The organism is Enterococcus sp. DIV1368f, assembly GCF_051712245.1.
GTDB classification, from domain to species: Bacteria; Bacillota; Bacilli; order Lactobacillales; family Enterococcaceae; genus Enterococcus; species Enterococcus faecalis.
Genome location: NZ_JBIOON010000001.1, coordinates 1,754,139 through 1,774,186, shown reverse-complemented (window position 1 = coordinate 1,774,186; position 20,048 = coordinate 1,754,139). Strand labels below are relative to the sequence as shown.

The 20,048-nt window shown below is 36.3% G+C and carries 20 protein-coding genes and 1 other RNA gene; 17 read left to right on the top strand and 4 right to left on the bottom strand.

Going from position 1 to position 20,048, the window contains the following annotated elements:
* Window positions 1-68: 68 nt before the first annotated feature.
* Window positions 69-1,049, bottom strand: coding sequence for a polyprenyl synthetase family protein (locus IGL07_RS08795; RefSeq protein WP_002360015.1), 981 nt, complete (start codon window positions 1,047-1,049; stop codon window positions 69-71).
* 121 nt (window positions 1,050-1,170) lie between these two features.
* On the opposite strand from IGL07_RS08795, the gene IGL07_RS08790 reads away from it, so the two are divergent.
* From IGL07_RS08790 to IGL07_RS08710, 17 genes are all read left to right on the top strand, one after another.
* On the top strand, window positions 1,171-2,076 hold the full coding sequence (locus IGL07_RS08790; RefSeq protein ID WP_002360016.1) for a prenyltransferase: 906 nt from the start codon (window positions 1,171-1,173) through the stop codon (window positions 2,074-2,076).
* Window positions 2,077-2,104: 28 nt separating this feature from the next.
* Entirely contained in the window at window positions 2,105-3,316 is a 1,212-nt protein-coding gene (locus IGL07_RS08785; RefSeq protein ID WP_002360017.1) for an NAD(P)/FAD-dependent oxidoreductase, read from the top strand.
* A 313-nt stretch (window positions 3,317-3,629) separates the two neighbouring features.
* Window positions 3,630-6,053, top strand: coding sequence for a DNA translocase FtsK (locus tag IGL07_RS08780; RefSeq protein ID WP_010817456.1), 2,424 nt, complete (start codon window positions 3,630-3,632; stop codon window positions 6,051-6,053).
* Between the two features lie 130 nt (window positions 6,054-6,183).
* Complete coding sequence (locus IGL07_RS08775; RefSeq protein WP_002356983.1) at window positions 6,184-6,885, top strand: GntR family transcriptional regulator; 702 nt, start codon at window positions 6,184-6,186, stop codon at window positions 6,883-6,885.
* 117 nt (window positions 6,886-7,002) lie between these two features.
* Window positions 7,003-7,752, top strand: coding sequence for an ABC transporter ATP-binding protein (locus IGL07_RS08770; RefSeq protein WP_002381711.1), 750 nt, complete (start codon window positions 7,003-7,005; stop codon window positions 7,750-7,752).
* Window positions 7,742-9,571 (top strand): ABC transporter permease, encoded by a 1,830-nt coding sequence (locus tag IGL07_RS08765; protein ID WP_010712614.1) that lies wholly within the window; start codon window positions 7,742-7,744, stop codon window positions 9,569-9,571. The genes IGL07_RS08770 and IGL07_RS08765 overlap by 11 nt, the downstream gene beginning before the upstream one ends.
* A 124-nt stretch (window positions 9,572-9,695) precedes the next feature.
* Entirely contained in the window at window positions 9,696-10,769 is a 1,074-nt protein-coding gene (rlmN, locus tag IGL07_RS08760; protein WP_010817455.1) for a 23S rRNA (adenine(2503)-C(2))-methyltransferase RlmN, read from the top strand.
* A 290-nt stretch (window positions 10,770-11,059) separates the two neighbouring features.
* Window positions 11,060-12,388 (top strand): APC family permease, encoded by a 1,329-nt coding sequence (locus tag IGL07_RS08755; protein ID WP_002377056.1) that lies wholly within the window; start codon window positions 11,060-11,062, stop codon window positions 12,386-12,388.
* A gap of 239 nt (window positions 12,389-12,627) precedes the next feature.
* Window positions 12,628-13,596: a competence type IV pilus ATPase ComGA gene (comGA, locus tag IGL07_RS08750; protein WP_010712613.1), complete on the top strand. Its 969-nt coding sequence runs from the start codon at window positions 12,628-12,630 to the stop codon at window positions 13,594-13,596.
* Window positions 13,553-14,599 (top strand): competence type IV pilus assembly protein ComGB, encoded by a 1,047-nt coding sequence (comGB, locus tag IGL07_RS08745; RefSeq protein WP_010817454.1) that lies wholly within the window; start codon window positions 13,553-13,555, stop codon window positions 14,597-14,599. Before comGA ends, comGB begins: the two co-directional genes overlap by 44 nt.
* Window positions 14,599-14,874, top strand: a complete 276-nt coding sequence (comGC, locus tag IGL07_RS08740; protein WP_010817453.1) for a competence type IV pilus major pilin ComGC — start codon at window positions 14,599-14,601, stop codon at window positions 14,872-14,874. Before comGB ends, comGC begins: the two co-directional genes overlap by 1 nt.
* Window positions 14,871-15,317, top strand: coding sequence for a competence type IV pilus minor pilin ComGD (gene comGD / locus IGL07_RS08735; protein WP_002366895.1), 447 nt, complete (start codon window positions 14,871-14,873; stop codon window positions 15,315-15,317). The genes comGC and comGD overlap by 4 nt, the downstream gene beginning before the upstream one ends.
* Window positions 15,283-15,609 carry a type II secretion system protein gene (locus IGL07_RS08730; RefSeq protein ID WP_025189556.1) on the top strand — a complete coding sequence of 109 codons (327 nt, stop codon included), beginning with the start codon at window positions 15,283-15,285 and terminating at the stop codon, window positions 15,607-15,609. The genes comGD and IGL07_RS08730 overlap by 35 nt, the downstream gene beginning before the upstream one ends.
* Entirely contained in the window at window positions 15,599-16,033 is a 435-nt protein-coding gene (gene comGF / locus IGL07_RS08725; protein WP_002366893.1) for a competence type IV pilus minor pilin ComGF, read from the top strand. Before IGL07_RS08730 ends, comGF begins: the two co-directional genes overlap by 11 nt.
* Window positions 16,033-16,359, top strand: a complete 327-nt coding sequence (gene comGG, locus IGL07_RS08720) for a competence type IV pilus minor pilin ComGG (protein WP_010817419.1) — start codon at window positions 16,033-16,035, stop codon at window positions 16,357-16,359. Before comGF ends, comGG begins: the two co-directional genes overlap by 1 nt.
* Window positions 16,360-16,514: 155 nt before the next feature.
* On the top strand, window positions 16,515-17,522 hold the full coding sequence (locus IGL07_RS08715; RefSeq protein WP_002357063.1) for a class I SAM-dependent methyltransferase: 1,008 nt from the start codon (window positions 16,515-16,517) through the stop codon (window positions 17,520-17,522).
* A 24-nt stretch (window positions 17,523-17,546) separates the two neighbouring features.
* On the top strand, window positions 17,547-18,734 hold the full coding sequence (locus IGL07_RS08710) for an acetate/propionate family kinase (protein WP_002357064.1): 1,188 nt from the start codon (window positions 17,547-17,549) through the stop codon (window positions 18,732-18,734).
* 111 nt (window positions 18,735-18,845) lie between these two features.
* Here IGL07_RS08710 and IGL07_RS08705 read toward each other — a convergent pair whose 3' ends face one another.
* The 3 genes from IGL07_RS08705 to ssrS all read right to left on the bottom strand — a co-directional run bounded on the left by IGL07_RS08705 (window position 18,846) and on the right by ssrS (window position 20,029).
* Window positions 18,846-19,319 carry a universal stress protein gene (locus IGL07_RS08705; RefSeq protein ID WP_002357065.1) on the bottom strand — a complete coding sequence of 158 codons (474 nt, stop codon included), beginning with the start codon at window positions 19,317-19,319 and terminating at the stop codon, window positions 18,846-18,848.
* 176 nt (window positions 19,320-19,495) lie between these two features.
* Window positions 19,496-19,828, bottom strand: coding sequence for a hypothetical protein (locus tag IGL07_RS08700; RefSeq protein ID WP_025189555.1), 333 nt, complete (start codon window positions 19,826-19,828; stop codon window positions 19,496-19,498).
* A 7-nt stretch (window positions 19,829-19,835) separates the two neighbouring features.
* A non-coding RNA gene (gene ssrS, locus IGL07_RS08695) (6S RNA) lies at window positions 19,836-20,029 on the bottom strand.
* Window positions 20,030-20,048 lie beyond the last annotated feature (19 nt).

Below are 20,048 nucleotides of genomic sequence, written 5' to 3'. Positions count from 1 at the left end.
GGTTGTTGATTAAACAAACAATCAGTCGTTTTTCTATTTCAATTAATGGCAATTCTTCTATAAAACGTTTAAAATGAACGATGTAATAAGAGCTCAGTTAAGGAAAGTAAGGTTTCTTTTGCTGTGCCATCAGGCAATTGTTGAATATCAGTGATTGCTTTGTTGGTTACTTTTTTAGCAAAAGCTTGTGCTTCTGTAACGCCATGATAGTCATTAACTAGCGCCGCAACTTCAGCTGCCTCTTCTAAGGTAATGGCGCGTCCTTTATCCAAATAAGGGCTGAATACGTCAGGTGCTGCTTGATAAGCGAAGAGAAGGGGTAACGTATAAACACCTTGTGACAAGTCTTCTAAAGCGGGCTTTTTCAAAGTTTCCGTGTCGGCAGTATAATCTAAAATATCGTCATAGACTTGAAAAGCAATGCCAATATGACGGCCAATTCGTTTAGCTAAACGTTGGACTTCTTTTGAACTATGACCGAAATAGGCCCCTTCAAGACAGCTTAGTGAAAAAAGTTCGGCTGTTTTGCCGTTGACACTTCTTAAATAAGCAGGAATCGACATGCGGCGGTCAAATCGATGACTCATTTGATCGAGTTCACCAAGTAATAACCGTTTCATTCCTTGTGCATTGATTTTCATAAATTCAGAGCCATTCATGGCATCTGCAATCAAAGTAAAGAATTCAGTGAATAGTAAATCACCTGTGTAAACAGCCACGTCTTTACCATATTGTGATTGAATAGTCACAGCGCCTCGGCGCAATGGAGAATCGTCAATAATGTCATCGTGAATCAACGTAGCCATATGTAGGATTTCCAAAGATGCAGCTATTTTTAATAGTTGTTGTTTCTCTTGTTTTTCTTCATCACCCAGTTGAGCAAAAAGAAAGAAAAAAGCGGGGCGTAATAATTTGCCGCCAGAACGAGCCAAAGTTACTAAGGCTTCTTCAATGTCTTCGTTGCGTGTATGCAACGTTTGTTCAATTAATTCACATGTTTCCGTTAAAGAACGTTCAACGTCAGGAAACGACTTCCAAAATGTGTTCATAAATATACTACGATCCTTTCAGTGGTTCAATACTATTTGATTGTATACGAATTGGCGACAGAAATACAGTAATTAAGTTTTAAAAGTAACAAAGTTTGTAAAAAAGTAGCGGAGGGATAGTTTGAATCGAGAAATATTTTTTGAATTAGTAGAATTAAAAGCAAAAACAGCTAGTGTTTTGCCATTTTTGTTAGGAATTTGTTTTAGTTGGTACCAATATGGGCGGCTCCATGTCGGCTATGTTTTAATTTTTTTCATTGCGATGTTTATTTTCAATATGGCGGTCGATATTTTAGATAATTATAATGATTACCATCATGCCACAGAAGTTCATGATTATAAGGAAAAAACGAATATTATCGGTCGAGAAAATTTATCTTTGCCATTAATACGCAAAATGATTTTTTGGATGATTCTCGTTTCTGCTTTAATGGGGATTGGGTTGTCATTTATTGTCGGCTGGCCGTTATTAATTATGGGTCTTTATTGTTACTTAATTGGTATTTTTTATTCATCAGGACCGAAACCTTTATCCAGTCTACCATTAGGGGAAGTTTTCTCAGGATTTACAATGGGGTTCATGATTACCCTTATTTGTGTCTACATTAATACGTTTGAAGTTTTCAATTGGTCAGCAGCTAATTTATGGGGGATTTTCTTAGTCGCCTTACCTAACACTTGTTACATTGCTAACTTAATGTTAGCAAATAATATCTGTGACTTAGAGGAAGATGAAAATAACAAGAGATATACATTAGTTCATTACCTTGGCAAAGCAAGTTCTTTGAAATTATTCGTCGGATTAAATACAATAGCAATGTTAGCCATTTTGTTAGCTGTCGGTTTAGGATTGACGCCGCCAACAATGTTACTCATGCTTTTAACTTTACCTTTTGTACGGAAACAAACCCAAGCCTTACTGAAGGAACAAGTGAAGAGTAAAACATTTGTTTGTGCTGTGAAGATCTTAGCTGTGGGAGCAACTGCACAAGTGCTATTTTTTGCCATAGGTTTGTGGTGGCTGTAAATTTTTTATAGAGTGGAAGGGAATCAAAATGAATAAGAAACATGTTGTTATTTTAGGTGCTGGTTACGCAGGCTTAAAAACATTACGCGAATTACAAAAAGGCGCCAAAGACGTCGAAATTACTTTAGTGGATCGTAATAACTATCACTACGAAGCAACGGACTTGCATGAAGTTGCTGCTGGAACACAACCAGCTGAAAAAATCACATACAATATTATGGATGTTGTCGATGAAAAAATGACCACCTTTATCCAAGGAACAGTTAAAACAATTGATGCTGCAACACAAACAGTTGCTTTAGAAGATGGCCAAACAATCAATTATGATTACTTAGTTGTTTCTCTTGGGTTTGAATCAGAATCATTTGGTATCCCTGGTGTGCAAGAACATGCTCTACAAATGGTAGATGTGAAAACGGCTTTAAACGTGTATGAACATATCCAAGAACAAATGCGTCAATACAAAGCAACTCAAAACGAAGAATTCTTAAAAATTGTTGTCTGTGGAGCAGGCTTTACAGGGATTGAATTATTAGGTTCTCTTGTTGAAAACAAACCAAAATTTGCTGAAATCGCAGGTGTCTCAGCAGATCAAATCCAAATTTATTGTGTCGAAGCAGTTACTCGCCTATTGCCGATGTTTAACGAAAAACTTGCGAACTATGGTGTGCAATTATTAAAAGATTCAGCTATTCATTTATTATTAGGTAAACCGATTAAAGAAATCAAACCAGGCGCAGTTGTTTATCAAGATAACGAAGCAGGCGACTTGGCAGAACTTTCTGCTAAAACAATTATTTGGACAACGGGTGTTAGTGGAAGCCACGTTGTAGGCGATTCTGGATTTGAAGCTCGTCGTGGTCGTGTCATGGTTCAACCAGATTTAACAGATGCGAACCATAGCAACGTCTATATTATTGGTGACTGCTCAGCAGTGATGGATACAGAAACCAATCGACCTTACCCAACAACAGCACAAATCGCCTTGAAGATGGGCGCTCATGCTGCTAAAAATATTCAAGCACAATTGAAAGGGGAAGCAACTAAACCTTTCAGCTTTAAATCACAAGGTTCTGTTTGTTCTGTCGGAAATACACGTGCTTTAGGAATTGTTGGTAAAACAGACATTAAAGGATACCCAGCTTCATTCATGAAAAAAATTATCATGAACAAAGCGCTCTTTGAAACAGGTGGTACCAAAGAAATGATGGCTAAAGGTCGTTTCGACTTATACCATTAAGAATCAGCAAAATAAGAAATAATGAGGTCGGGACAGAACCGTTTAGCTCCGAGAAATAAGAAGAAATTTCCGAAAATTGCTCTTTAATTTTTGGAGAATTTCGGCTTATTTCCGAAGGAGTTGGTTCTGTTCCCGCCGTTTATCAGTTTTTGAGCGTGGAGCAAAAATTCAAAGTGATTTTTGTCCCACGCTCATTTTTCTTAAATGAAAGTTTTTAAAAAATTTCCATGATTTTTCAAGTAAAATGAGGTGGGCACTTTTGTTCGATTCCATTTTTATGTATAATGAGAAGTGATGGAAAGAGGGAAGTTAAATGGCACAAAAAAGAGCAACAAATAAGAAAAAAAGTACGACAAAGAAAAAGACCAAAAAACAACAGCAACAACAAGAACGTTTAAATTATATGTTTCTTGGCCTGATTTTTATTTTATTCGGTGTCTTTGGACTCTTTCGCTTAGGGTTTTTAGGCACGTTATTAGCGAATTGTTTACGCTTAGTTGTAGGTAATACCTTTCCATTTGCAGCGATTTTACTAATCCTGTATGGCTTATTAGTCATGATTTATGGGAAAGATTTTCCGTTAAAAAGAGGGCGCCCTATTTTTGGGGCTGTTCTGATTTATATTAGTGTTTTGTTATTTTTCCATGCCTTTATGTTTCGAAATGTTAGTGGCAGTCAACCAGATATTTTAGGTAACACTTGGGAATTTTTGCAAAGCGATTTAAAAGCTAACCAAGTGACGCAAAACGTAGGGGGCGGTATAATTGGCGCGCTGCTTTATCAAGGAACGTACTTTTTGGTGGCACAATTTGGGAGCTATTTAATTGCCACCTTGCTACTGTTAGCGGGTATTTTCTTGATGAGTATGTGGGATTTTCAGCAAATTGTTGATCATTTCCAAAGTATTCAAGACCGCCTAAGTCATGTTTCGGCAAAATCACAGGCGCGACAAGAAGAAAAAGAGGCGAAGCGAGCAGCGAAGAAAGAAGCTAAGGCTGCAGAACGCCAAGCAAAAATTGAAGCCGCTGCCCAACAAAAATTACAAGAGCGGGAACGTATGGAACAAGCGGCAGCCGAGCGCTTAACAAAAACACCAGTTGAAACCCACCAACCAATGGTGGAAGAACCGGCCGCACCAACGCCTGTTCAAATTGATTCGTTTCAACAGCAAAATCAGGCGATGCCTGTACCACCAATTGCAGCAACAAAACCGCAACGAGAGCAAGAAGAAGAGGCGGCAGATGAAGCTGGTGTTCTCGAATTTGAAATTTCTGAAGAAGTGGAAGACCGTGATTATCAACTACCACCAACTGATTTGTTAGATACAATTCAAGCAACGGATCAAAGTGGTGAATATGAAAAAATCGAAAAAAACATTGGCGTCTTAGAACAAACCTTCAAGAGTTTTGGTGTTGATGCTAAAGTAGTCAAAGCTAGTTTAGGACCATCTGTCACAAAATTTGAAGTTCAACCCGCTGTTGGGGTAAAAGTTAGCAAAATTGTTAACTTGACGGATGACATTGCTTTAGCGCTTGCGGCCAAAGATGTTCGTATGGAGGCCCCGATTCCTGGGAAATCACTAATCGGGATTGAAGTTCCTAATAGTGCAATTAGTACAGTATCCTTTAGAGATATTGTTGAGGCACAACCAAGTCATCCAGATAAACTATTAGAAGTACCTTTAGGTCGAGATATTTCAGGGATGGTTCAAACTGCGGATCTATCAAAAATGCCGCATTTATTAATTGCGGGATCGACAGGGAGTGGGAAATCGGTTGCTATCAATGGCATCATCACAGGTATTTTGATGCAAGCGAAACCCCATGAAGTAAAATTAATGATGATTGACCCGAAAATGGTGGAATTGAATGTGTATAACGGGATTCCTCATTTATTAACGCCAGTGGTTACTAATCCGAGAAAAGCGGCACAAGCCCTGCAAAAAGTAGTTCAAGAAATGGAATTTCGTTATGAAAAATTTGCAGCAACAGGTGTCCGAAATATTACTGGTTACAATCAACTAATTCAACAGAAAAATGCGGAAGATGGCGAAAATCGTCCGATTCTACCATTTATTGTTGTCATTGTTGATGAGTTAGCTGATTTAATGATGGTGGCAAGTAACGAAGTAGAAGATGCGATTATCCGTTTAGCCCAAATGGCACGGGCAGCAGGTATTCATATGATTTTAGCGACACAACGGCCAAGTGTGGATGTCATTACAGGAATCATCAAAGCAAATGTCCCTTCTCGAATGGCTTTTGCGGTCTCAAGTGGGACAGACTCGCGTACCATTATTGATACCAACGGGGCGGAGAAACTATTAGGTCGAGGCGATATGCTCTTCTTACCAATGGGAGAAAATAAACCAATTCGTATCCAAGGGGCCTTTATCTCTGATCAAGAAGTTGAACGAGTGGTTGCGTTTGTAACGGACCAACAAGAAGCTGAATATCAAGAAAGCATGATGCCAACAGATGAACCGACCACTTCAGGCGGTGGTGAAGCTCCTCAAGATGAGTTGTTTGAAGAAGCGAAAAACTTGGTAGTTGAAATGCAAACAGCTAGTATTTCATTGCTACAAAGACGTTTTAGAATTGGCTATAATCGTGCGGCTCGCTTAGTAGATGAATTGGAAGCACACGGAGTTATTGGACCATCAGAAGGTAGCAAACCAAGAAAAGTCTTTCTACAAGCGGAATCAGAAGAGGCAGCACCTGAAACACCAGAACAATAAACAAAAAGAACAAAAATAGATAAATTTATCTATTTTTGTTCTTTTTTTATAATTTCAGCAAAGCATCATGTTATAATCATCATTTTCTGGTAAAATAGAAAGGAATAGTGCGGTTGGGAGGGAGCGTATCATGAGAAGAAAGAGCGTGCTTTATTTAGAAGTAGCAGATCAGATTAAAGAAGATATTTTGAGTGGCAAGTATCCAGTAGGAACGTTTTTACCAACAGAAACAGAATTGGAAGAGATGTTTAATGTTAGTAAAATTACGATTCGGCGGGCAATCGAAATGTTAGCAACAGAAGAATTTGTTGAGAAAAAAAGTGGCCGAGGCACAACTGTGTTAAGCAATCGTCCCTATAATAAACTATCAAAAGCAGGGACATTCACTGAATTTTTGAATGAATCAGGTCAGAAAGTAACCAAAAAAGTTTTACAAGTTGAAAACTTGACGTTGTCAAAAGAGATGCCGGCTTATCAATTTTTAGGAGAAGAAGTGGTTCACCTTTCACGGTTATATCTAATCGATGAACAACCCTATATTTATTTTAATTACTATTTGCCAGCTGCCATGAAAGACGTATCATTGACTGAATACAAAGAAGAATCCTTGTATCGTTTGATGGATCGACATGCCATTGAAATTTATAAATTTGAAGACCGTTTTGAAGTTGCAACTTTGACAGAAGCAGAGCAAAAGATGTTGCAAACAACTGAAACAACGGGCTTAAAAAGAATTCGGCGTTCGTTAAGCCCAACAGGTCGTTGCGTAGAATATTCAGAAGCTATTTATAATACGAAGATTCATCCTTATGTGATTGAATATGAAGCATAACTTTTAAAAGAATAACAGTGCACTTACAGTAATGTAAGTTCATTGTTATTCTTTTCTATTGTCGTTTTTTTTCGTTTTCGATACACTAAATGAGTGAGAAGAATAGGAGTGGAAAATATGTTAGAAGTACAAAATTTGAAAAAAGTTTACGGAAACGAAATTAAATATGAAGCTTTAAAAGGGATTAATTTAACTGTCCAAGATGGTGAATTTATTGGTATTATGGGACCTTCTGGAAGTGGGAAAAGTACACTTTTAAATTTATTGGCAACAATCGATAGTCCAACAGACGGTGAAATACTTTTAAATGGAAAAAATCCAAACAATTTGAATCAAGAACAAATTGCTAAATTCCGTCGTACAGAATTAGGATTTGTTTTTCAAAGCTTTAATTTAATGCCAACATTAACTGTTGAAGAAAATATTATTTTGCCATTGACACTTGATGGAGAAAAAGTCTCTGTAATGAAACGACAATTAGCAGAATTAAGTGAGCGTTTAGGTATCAATCATCTGTTGAAAAAACGAATTGCAGAAATTTCTGGTGGACAAGCACAACGGGTCGCCGTTGCTCGGGCAATGATTCATCATCCACAATTATTATTGGCTGATGAACCAACAGGAAACTTAGATACGAAATCATCTAAGGATGTGATGGGCTTGTTACAACAATTAAACGAAGAAGAAGCGGCGACTATTTTAATGGTGACCCATGATCCGCTAGCCGCAAGTTATTGCAAGCGCATCGTCTTTATTAAAGATGGTGAATTAATCGATGAAATTGTCCAAAACGGCAACCAAAAAGAGTTCTACGATTTAATCATGGTGAAACTGGCTGAGATTGAAGGTGTCGATAATGAATTTTAATCAGTTTGTTATAAGAAACACGATTCGAAATAAGCATTTATACTTAGCTTATTTCCTAAGTACAATGTTTTCTGTGATGATCTTTTTTACGTTCACTGGTTTTGTCTTTCACCCAGCCTTAGCTAATGGTTTAAATCCTAAAGCACAAATGGGAATGACGGCTGCGGCTATTATAATCTATGGTTTCTCTTTCTTATTCGTTTTATACTCGATGGATGTCTTTATCCAATCTCGGAAAAAAGAGTTTGGAACCTTGATGATTCAAGGGATGAGTCCAAAACAGTTAAAGAAAATGATTTTTATTGAAAACTTAGTGATTGGTTTCTTTGCTACAATTTTTGGTAGCATTTTAGGTGTTGGATTTTCACAGTTTATTTTATGGATTAGCAATTTATTGATGCATCTAGGTTTAGGTTTTTATTTGCCAGTGATGCCATTTATCATTACTGTCATTTCATTTGCGGTCTTGTTCTTAGTAATTTCTTTCTTTATTCAATTCCGCTTGCCAAAAGCGACACTTCAAGAGCTATTAAAAGCAGGGGAAATGGGTAAAGGTGAAATCAAAAGCTCTAAAGTTAAATCTTTCTTAGCCGTGTTGCTTTTAGTTGTCGGTTACGGAATTGCTTTAGTTGCTAAGGGACAGTTGGTTTTAATGGTGATGTTCCCAGTAATTTTCTTAGTTATTTTAGGGACAAAATTCTTATTTGACCAATTGAGTGTTTCTGTCATTGAACGTTTAAAACGGAAACCAAAAATCTTTTGGAAAAAAACCAATATGGTCGTTTTATCAGATTTAGCATTCCGCATGAAAGATAATGCACGTTCGTTCTTCTTGGTTTCGGTGATATCAACGGTTGCTTTTGCTGCCATTGGAACGTTATACGGCGTGAATGAGATGATTTTTAAAGGAATAAGTTCTGTACCGTACGAACTGACATTGTCTGATTCGACCAATCCAGAAAATCAAGAAATGAAACAATTTGCGACAAAAACATTCCAAGAAAAAAATATTCAGTTTGATCAGATTGATTACACAATGTACAAAACAAGTGCCGGTATCCAATTAATCAAAACATCTGAATATAATAAACTCGCAAAATTTATAGATGAACCAACTTTAACAGGTGAGAAAGTAGTTAATTTATCACAAAAAGATGCTCCTTCTGCTGCATCAGTAGATGTCAAATCTGTTCAATTGGGAAATGATCAAGTTTTAAACATTGATAAAACAGAAGAAACCAATGTATTACCGACTTTTGGCGGTGTGGTTGTTATCCCAGATAGTACCTCAACAGATGGAATTAAAGAGGAAACAGAAACGATTTGGCAACCAAAAGAAGGCACAGATAAAGAAACCTTAATTGATGCTGAAAATATTATTGGTGAAAAATACCCAATGTTACTAGGAACCGCGGCTACAGTTGCAGGTATTACGCAATTTTATACGCCAGTTCTTTTTGTCGGACTATTTATCGGTATCGTGTTCTTTGTTTCGGCGGGTAGTTTCTTATACTTCCGTTTATACAGTGATATGAATACGGACGTTGAAAAATTCAAGATGATTTACAAACTTGGCTTGACGAAAAAAGAATTGAAGAAAATGATTTACCAACAAGTAGGTATTTTATTCTTTACCCCAATTGTTGTTTCATTTATTCATGGAGCTGTTGCTTTGAAAGCAATGTATGCTGTCTTAGATCAGCCAATGCAATTAGCTGGCTGGGAAGTTTTAGGCGTTTTCTTATTGATTCAGGTCGTTTACTATTTAATTGCCAGAACGTTCTACTTCAAAAAAGTTTATCACTTAGTGAAAGATTAATTATAAAAAATCGTTAAGCATGCGTGCTTAACGATTTTTTTTGAGGCTCTTCGTGATATTGCATTCAAAGTGAGAATACGTTATAGTTATGAAGCGAATGTAATAGCAGAAATGAGGAAAAGAAATGCAGAAAGAATCCATTTATGGACTGACGAGAGAACAGCTTGTGGACTGGTTTTTAGCCCATGGCGAGAAGAAATTTCGCGCAACACAAGTGTGGGAATGGTTGTATACAAAACGTGTTGCTTCATTTAGTGAAATGTCGAACATTCCTAAAACGTTGATGACTTTATTAGAAGAAAATTTTTCATTAAATCCATTAAAACAAGTCATTGTGCAAGAAGCGCAAGATGGTACCGTGAAATATTTATTTGAATTACCAGATAAAAATATGATTGAAACAGTCTTGATGCGTCAAGAGTATGGATTATCTGTTTGTGTGACCACTCAAGTTGGCTGCAATATTGGGTGTACATTTTGTGCTAGTGGGCTATTAAAAAAACAAAGAGATTTAACTGCTGGCGAGATTGTTGCCCAAATTATGTGGGTGCAACATTATTTCGATGAACGTGGGTTGGATGAACGTGTTAGCCATGTCGTTGTGATGGGAATTGGTGAACCATTTGATAATTATGCCAATGTCATGAACTTTTTACGAACGATTAATGATGATAAAGGCTTGGCTATTGGTGCCCGCCATATTACAGTTTCAACAAGTGGTTTAGTGCCAAAAATTCGTGAATTTGCAGACAGTGGACTACAAGTAAACTTAGCAATCTCATTACATGCTCCTAACAACGAAGTCCGTACATCAATTATGCGGATTAATCGTAGTTTTCCAATTGAAAAATTAATGGCAGCAATTGATGAATACATTGAAAAAACCAACCGACGTGTTACATTTGAATATATTATGTTGAGTCAAGTGAACGACCGACCAGAACATGCTCAACAATTAGCAGATTTACTACGGAATAAGAAAAAACTTTCTTATGTTAATCTGATTCCGTATAACCCAGTGAGTGAACACGATCAATATAGCCGAAGCTCTAAAGAAGCGGTATTAAAATTTTATGATGTACTCAAAAAGAATGGCATCAATTGTGTTATTCGTAAAGAGCACGGAACAGATATTGATGCGGCTTGCGGACAATTACGCAGCAAACAAATGAAAAAAGAAAAAGTCAAAAACCAATAACGTAGTTAAAATCGGATCAAAAAGGTTTCTTTTTGATCCGATTTTTTATTTATTTAATGAAAAATCGTAAATTTCTCAATTCTTGTTTATAAACAAAAGATGAATGCTCTAAAACTTTTATGACAAATTTTCTTTTTGTGGTTTTCAAACTTGAAATTCTAAAAGAAATAGCTATACTGAAAAGAGATCGTTACAGAATTTTTCATGAAAACAGCTATTATTTTCGTTATTTTTTCAAGAAAGTGGAAATTTTGTTACGCTTGTTTATTTTAGATGAAATGAGGGAGTCTATGGAGAAAAAGCAATTAAAAAGAGAGATAACAACGTTTGGTGCGTTATCCACGGTAATGGGTACGGTGATTGGTGCTGGTGTTTTCTTTAAAGCTGCGAGTGTCGTTGGACACGCACAGTCAGCTAGTTTAGCTATCTTTGCTTGGGTGTTAGGTGGTGCCTTAACCATTTGTGCAGGATTAACCAGCGCCGAACTTGCTACAGCAATCCCTGAAACAGGTGGCGCAGTGAAGTATATTGAATATACATATGGTAAATTAGCTGGTTTTCTTTTAGGGTGGGCACAAAGTATCATTTATTATCCTGCCAACATTTCGGCGTTATCCATTATTTTTAGTACACAACTAATCAATTTGTTTCATCTATCGGCAAATTTATTGATCCCGATTGCCATTCTTGCGGGAACTAGTATCACCGTAATTAATTTATTAGGAACAAAAATTGCTTCTTTGGTCCAATCAACGACATTGGTAGTAAAACTGATTCCAATTGCCTTGATTTCTTTAGTGGGGTTATTTACTCCAGGACAAGTAGCTGTTTCGCTTTTTCCGATTGAAACAACAGCGAATACTGGCTTTTTAGTTGCTTTTAGTGGCGCCTTAGTTGCTACCATGTTTGCTTATGATGGCTGGCTAGGTGTGGGTAACGTGGCTGGTGAAATGAAGCGACCAGAAAGAGACTTGCCTAAAGCCATTATTTTTGGTTTGTTGTTGATTACTTTAATTTATGCCTTAATTAATTTTGTGTTTCTAAAAACATTACCAATTGAGCAAATCGCTGGGAATTTGAATGCAGCTTCGGATGCTTCTGTGGCTATTTTTGGACCAATTGGTGGCAAAATCGTAACTATTGGGATTTTAATCTCTGTATATGGTGCGTTAAACGGCTACACAATGACAGGGATTCGGATTCCTTATGCCTTAGCCTTAGATAATCTGATGCCTTTTAGTCGACAGTTTCAAAAGTTGTCTAAACGCTTTGTTGTTCCTTACGTTGCTGGAATTTTCCAGTTAGCTGTAGCCATTATTATGATGTTTTTCGGAACCTTCGATTTATTGACGGATATGTTAGTTTTTGTTATGTGGCTGTTTAATCTATTAATTTTCTTAGCCGTTTTTATTTTAAGAAAACGAGAACCTGAATTAAAACGACCGTATAAAGTTCCTGGCTATCCAATTATTCCAATTATCGCAAGTCTAGGTGGTATCTTTATCTTGGTTACAACGAGTATTACACAGCCTATTCTAGCATTGATTGGTATAGGAATTACGCTTCTAGGAATTCCAGTTTATTTAGTTAATAAACAAAAAACGAAGCCAAAAATGTAAACGATCCGATCTGATTCTCATAGTTTTTCTCAAAAATTTTGTGATTCAGAGAAATTTTTGAAAACTAAACGCAAAATTTTTTTAGTATAATACTAAGTGTCTAGTAGTTCCACTATTTTGGGGAAGATAGATGGACAGCGCAAACTTCAAAAAAGAACCTTCATCTTATTGGTGAAGGTTCTTTTTTTTGCTGAAATCATAAAATAAATGCGTAGTTTATTAGTGAGAGGAGGAAATGAATGACTGAAAATGTAAAAAAATTGGCCCATCAATTAATTGAATGGGGCGTCCTTCATGGGGCACAAGACGTTTATTTTTTACCCAATGATACCGAAATAGCTATCTCTTTTCGGACAGGGATGCAACGGACACCTTACACACAAGTTTCCGCAGAAATAGGCGAAAAGTTAATTTTCCACTTTAAATTTATAGGCGGCATGGATGTCGGAGAAAGACGAAAAGCACAATTAGGCGCGACAACTTATCTAATTGGCGAGATGAAGCAACGCTTGCGTTTATCATCTGTGGGAGATTTTCAGAATCGAGAGAGCTTAGTGATTCGTTTTTTGCACCGATTCGGTGAACAAGCTGAACATTTTTTCTTTCCCCACCAGCTAAATGAAATTGAAGCATCTTGTCAGAAACGAGGACTTTATTTATTCAGTGGGCCAGTTGGTTCCGGGAAAACAACAACCATGTATCGTGTGGCTAAACAAAGAAGTGGCGAACAACAAGTGATAGCGATTGAGGATCCTGTTGAAATTGAGGAAAAACAGTTTTTACAGTTGCAAACAAATGAAAAAATTCAGTTAACGTACGAAGCCTTGATAAAAGTTTGCTTGCGCCATCATCCTGATATTTTGATTATTGGTGAAATTCGTGATGGCGAGACGGCTCAAGCAGTTATTCGAGCCGCCTTAACGGGTCATACTATTTTTGCGACAATTCACGCCCGTAACTTATTGGGGGTGCAACGGCGTTTGATAGAATTAGGTGGCCCAGAGCATGAATTGGCCGAATGCTTGCAAGGTATCATTTATCAACAGATTTTGACAACCACGATTAATAAGGAACAAGTAGCGGGAATTCTTTATGATTATTTCTTCTTTAAGGAAGCCGTTATAAAGAGTAGTTGGCAAAAGAATCTAAGAAAGGCGTGGGCGTATGGGTTTATTACAGAAAAAACGTATTTTCAAGCCATCGAATAAATTAACGAAAAAACAACAGCAGCTTTTTCTGAAACTATTAGCGGATTTGCTTGCAAATGGTTTTAATATACAAGAAAGTTTTTCCTTCATGAAAAAATCAAACGCATTACCCCAGCACAGTATAACTTTTTTAGTTGAAGGTTTTTCCTCAGGCATTGCCTTACAAGCTTTAGTCGAAGAATTAGGGTTTTCAACAATGGTCTCGGCACAATTGTCGTTTGCTACCGCACACGGGGATTTGGTAGGGACACTACAAGCGATTTCCGAACATTTTTTTCAAACGGAAAAATATTGGCAACAGTTCTATAAAATAATTAGTTATCCGCTGCTCCTGATTGTTTTTTTGATTCTCGTCATTGTTGGTATTCGGCAATTTTTATTGCCCCAATTAATGGAAAATGATGCCAATAGTTATTCTAAAAATATTGGGATTCTTATGATTGTGTACAGTCCGTACATTCTGGTTACCTTAGTTTTTGTCCTCTCATTTAGTTTCTTTATTTTAAGCCGTTATTTGAAGCGTCAGTCTGCTATTCAGCGAGCGTTCATTTATCTGAAATTGCCCATTATCCGTGGCCTTTATCGGGAATACGTCAGTGCTTTTTTTGCACTAGAATGGGGGAAGTTGCTCGCACAAGGATTAGAAATGAAAGAAGTCATCGATTTGATGCGCCATACAACCAATTACCCCTTAATGAAAGAATTAGCTGGAGCAATTAGTGAAGGTCTGCTAGTTGGTGAAACCTTACATAGACAATTAGCTGCTTATCCTTTTTTTACAAAAGCATTGGGTTTAATGATTCAACAAGGAGAAGTAAAAGGAAAATTAGGCAAGGAGTTGATGGTTTATAGTAATGTCTGTTTCCAAGGTTTTTTCAAAAAAATTGAACGAGTCATTACTCTTGTTCAACCATTTATTTTTATCATAATTGCTTGTTTAATTATCGGTGTTTATGGGGCAATGTTGCTGCCTATTTATGGCAATATGGAAGGAGTTTTATAATGAAAAAGAAACAAAAATACGCAGGGTTTACATTATTAGAAATGTTGATTGTCTTATTGATTATTTCCGTATTGATTTTACTTTTTGTCCCTAACTTAGCGAAACATAAAGAAACAGTTGACAAAAAAGGCAATGAAGCAATCGTAAAAATTGTAGAATCACAAATCGAGCTCTACACACTAGAAAAAAATAAGACGCCTTCCTTAAATGAATTAGTCAACGAAGGCTACATTACTAAAGAGCAGTTAGATAACTATACAGCAGAAAAGCAATGAACAAGTCAGCAGGATTCACATTAATGGAAACACTTGCTAGTTTAACGATTGTTTGCTTTATGACTATGCTCCCAACACTCGCTATTCACCGCTGGCAAGAAACATTAAAAATTGAACAGTTTCTTGCTACGGTAGAAAAACAACTTCGTTTTGCGCAACAGCAAGCAATTGTTTTAGAGGAAACACAAGAAGTTTGGTTTTTTGAAGAACAACAAAGCTTTTCATTTCCTGATAAATTGAACCAATCAGCTCGAAGGACTTCGCTAGCTGTACCTGAAAAAATGACAGTGAGTGGCCCAAGCAAACTTAGTTTTCTTCATTCGTCAGGAAACAATGGCCGTTTAGTGAAATATATTTTTACTTGGACTGAAAAGAAACAGCAACTTATTTTACAATTTCAGATGGGGAGTGGCAAATATACGAAGAAAATTAACTATTTATAGCGGTTTTATTTTATTAGAGAGTCTCGTTAGTTTTAGTATTGTATGTGTGGTAGCAGGGATATTCTCCCTGACTATTACACAATTAATTCAGCAAAATTATCAACGGGAGCAAGAATTAACGCGCACTCGTCTAGGATACGAAGCAATTTTATTTTTAGAGCAGACGGGTGATTTACGTTTCAAAGAGCGGATATATCAAGGAGAAACTTACCGATTTTCTTTGATGGAGAACGAGGGAAGAAGGATACTAAAAGTCACAGATTCAAGAGGAGCGATTTTGATTGGTGAATAAAAAATATGCGGGTTTTACGATGTTAGAGTGTTTAGTGGCACTAGTCGTTTTAAGTTGTATGTGTCAATTGTTTCAGTTGATGATTCAACAAAGTTTTATCGGAAATCAATATTTGAAAAACAATGATTCGAAATCCTGGCATATTTTTTTAATTCAATTAGAAAAAGAATGTCAAAAGCTCGTTTTCCAAACAGGCTCTGCGCAAGAGATTTCTTTCCTAGACTCAGAAACAAACAAGACTATTTCAATTCAAATCAAAGAAGATAAAATTATTAAGCGAGTCAATGGTAAAGGCTACCAACCGCTGTTAATTGGTATCAAAAATGGACAGTTTAAAAATGAAGGACAATCGTTTACTTTGGAAGTTACTTTTACTTCTGGAAAAACATTTGATAGTTCTTTTCCAATAAAGGGAGAATTTTAATGAGGCAAAAATATTCAGGAAACTTATTGTTCACGGCTGTGGCCTTTGTTTATTTAATGAGTTTTCTCACCCTTCAGTTACTAGAAGAACGTCAGTTAACACAAAAATTTACGCAAGCTACCCAGGAATACTATGCAGGGAAAAGTATCCTTCATTTATTTCTTGCAGATGTTAAACAAAATAGACGAAAGTTAAAAACAGAAGAAAGGCTCTTATACGCGCAAGTAACCCTCGATTATACATACAAAAATGAACAATTAAGAATAACTGTTTTATTAAACAAATCTGGTCGAAAATACCAATATCAAGAGAGAGTTTCTCATTAAAAAAAAGCGGAAACAATACTGGAATAGCGTTGTTTTTCTACAAATTATTAGATTTTAGAAGAAAGACAGTAAAGGCATTGATTATTCTTTCTTTTTTCGTTAAAATAAAACAGGTATGGAAGTTGTTACATTTTGAATAGAATAGAGGTGCTAATTTGTTCCCAGAAAAAATTGAAGAGGCTTTCGAGCCAATGGAACAAGCAATCCAGTTATTGCAACAGTCATTGGATACTTCTTTTTTAGATGCGTATATTGAAAATGGTGAAAATATTTTAGATGATTTTCAAGTACGAGTACTTGACGGAGTACCTAATCCAGAGACAGTGAAACAATTAGAAACGCTGTATCATACGATTAAAAAAATTGATTTAGCTCCTGAAGATGTGCGACGCTTGTCCCAATTACTTTTGTTAAAAGGAACGAGAAAAGAGCAGCTTCAAGCAAATCATCAATTGACGCCAGACGGTATTGGCTTTTTGTTTGTTTATTTAGTAGAACAATTAACAAATAAATCAGAGCCATTAAAAATTTTAGATCCTGCTTCAGGAATGGGAAATTTACTGTTAACGGTTCTGCTGAACCTTGAAACAGCTGGTTACAAAGTTTCTGGTTATGGTGTGGATATCGACGAAACACTTCTGGCAGTATCTTCTGTGAACAATGCTTGGTCACAAGCCAATATTCAGTTGTTCCATCAAGACGGATTGCAAGATTTGTTATTAGATCCAGTTGATTTAGCATTAAGTGATTTGCCAATTGGCTATTATCCAAATGATGAGCGAGCAAAGGGATTTGCTGCTGCTGCGGAGGAAGGCCATAGTTATGCGCATCATTTATTAATGGAGCAAGCCATGAAATATGTGAAGCCAGCAGGGTTTGGCTTATTCTTAATCCCGACCAATATTTTAGAGACTGAGCAAAGTGAATTCTTTAAAAATTGGTTGACAAAAAATGTCTATTTACAAGGAATGATACAGTTACCTGATGAATTGTTTAAGTCAGAACAATCACGTAAAAGTATCTTGCTTGTTCAAAACAAGGGTGCAGATGCTGAGCAAGTGAAGGAAGTTTTGTTAGCAAAACTTGCCTCTTTGAAAGATATCAATAAAGTAACGGAGTTCTTTAAACAATTTGAAGCTTGGAAAGCTTCAAATTTAAAATAAAATAGTAACGAAGAGGAGAAAATTATGTCTAAAACAATTGCAATTAATGCAGGTAGTTCAAGTTTAAAATGGCAATTATACCAAATGCCAAATGAAGAAGTGATCGCTAAAGGAATCGTTGAACGTATTGGCTTAAAAGATTCTATCTTCACAATTAAATATGGTGAAGGACAAAAATATGAAGTAATTGTTGATATTGATAACCATGAAGTGGCAGTAAAAATGTTACTAGACCAATTAATCGACTTAAACATTTTAGGTTCTTATGATGAAATTACTGGTGTTGGTCACCGTGTAGTTGCTGGTGGAGAAGAATTTAAAGATTCTGTTGTTATTACAGACGAAGTATTAGAAAAAATTGAAGCTTTATCTGAATTAGCACCTTTACACAATCCAGCGAATGCGATGGGGATTAAAGCATTTAAACATATCTTACCAGAAATCATTAGCGTGGCAGTCTTTGATACGTCGTTCCACACAACAATGCCAGAACACAACTATTTATATAGTGTACCTCGTGAATACTATGAAAAATTTGCTGCTCGTAAATATGGAGCACATGGAACAAGTCATCGTTATGTCTCTCAACGTGCTGCGGAAATGTTAGGTCGTCCAATTGAAGACTTAAAAATTATCACTTGTCACTTAGGAAATGGTGCTTCAATCACTGCAGTTGATGGTGGTAAATCAGTCGATACATCGATGGGCTTCACTCCTCTTGCTGGTGTTACAATGGGGACTCGTTCAGGGGATGTTGATGCGTCACTATTGCCTTATTTAATGACAAAACTTGGCTTGACTGATGTGCAAGACATGGTTGATATTTTAAACAAAAAATCTGGTCTATTAGGTTTAACAAATGGCTTATCAAGTGACATGCGTGATATTCAATCAAACTTAGATAAACCTGAAGTTCAAACAGCATACAACATTTTTATCGATCGTATTCGTAAATACATTGGTAGCTATGTCACTGTTATGAATGGTGTTGATGCGATTGTCTTTACTGCTGGAATCGGTGAAAATGCAGTTGGCGTTCGTAAAGATATTATTGATGGCATGACTTGGTTTGGTTGTGAAATCGATGATGACAAAAATAATGTACACGGTGAAGAAGCAGTTATCTCAACTGATGATTCAAAAATCAAGCTTCTATTAGTACCAACTGATGAAGAGTTAATGATTGCCCGTGACGTAGAACGTCTAAAATAATTAAACGAACACACCTTGTGAGACGCTCTCACAAGGTGTGCTTAATAGGTAAATAAGAAGAAACTGAGCCAACTATCAAAAGTGATAGTTGGCTCAGTTTCTTCTTATTTTTTATTTTTCTTCATTTTTTGGTAATTTGTTGTCTAAATCCGTCCGTACAACGAGAACATCGCAACTAGCGTTACGGATAACTGATTCAGAGACAGAGCCAATAAATAAACGCTCAACGGCATTTAATCCAGTTGCTCCTAACATAATTAAATCAATGTTGTATTCTTTTGGTAATTCTTTGGCAATGATATTCTTAGGAGAACCATAGGCTAGAACGCTAGAGACTTTTGTTTGTCCCATATCCACCGCTTGTTGTTGGTAGGTGTCTAAGGTTTCTTTTGCCATTGACATTGCTTCTTCTGCTAGCGCACCATCAAAAGAGGACACTGATTGGAAAGAGCGCGTATCAACAACATGTGCTAATAGTAATTCAGCATCGTTTCGCTTAGCGACGTTGACCGCTTTTTTAAAGGCTAAGTCTGCTTCGTCAGAACCATCGATTGCTATCATAATTTTTTGATATTGTTGTAACATAATAACCGCTCCTTTCAGCGTAAAAAAATCATTAATTGTTTCTATAATAATTGTAAAACAAACAAAGAAAAAAAGAAACTGAAACCGCTTCTTTTTTTCTGAATATTGGCATTTTTTTGTAAAAAAAACTTCGTTCAAAAAAATCTTTTTGAACGAAGTTTTAAATTCATCGTCTTTTATGACATTTTTTTTGCAAAAGTTAAACTAAACAACGTTGAAAGTAATAAAACAAAAAAGATAAAACCAATTGACAATAACGGGCGATTAAAAATAGCCGCTAGAACACCTAGAATGGCGATAATCAAGTAATAACGCCCAAAACGTTCGATAAACTGTTGACTTTCTGTTGCAGTTTCTTTTTTTAAGAGTGGTAAAAAAGCTGTACTTTTCTTCATCAAATAATAACTGGCTACGCCTGTGACAATGGCGAGTAATAGTACGAGTATACGAATCATCTTGTCCTCCAAAAAAAAACAACTTGCCAGAGCAAATTGTTTAGAAATCTTCATAAAAATGGTAAAATCCGTCGATGCCGGTAATCGTCCTAGAGTATTGAACCCGCAAGATAAGCAGGTGGGTTCCTCGATCGCAGTATTGAACTACCAAAAGAAAAGGCATGTTACCAACTTTGATACAAGCAGGATCCCTAGATATCAATAAAAATGTTCGGTCAACACAGTGAAAGGACAACGCGTACATCACAGATTTACCATCTTTATAATAGCATAC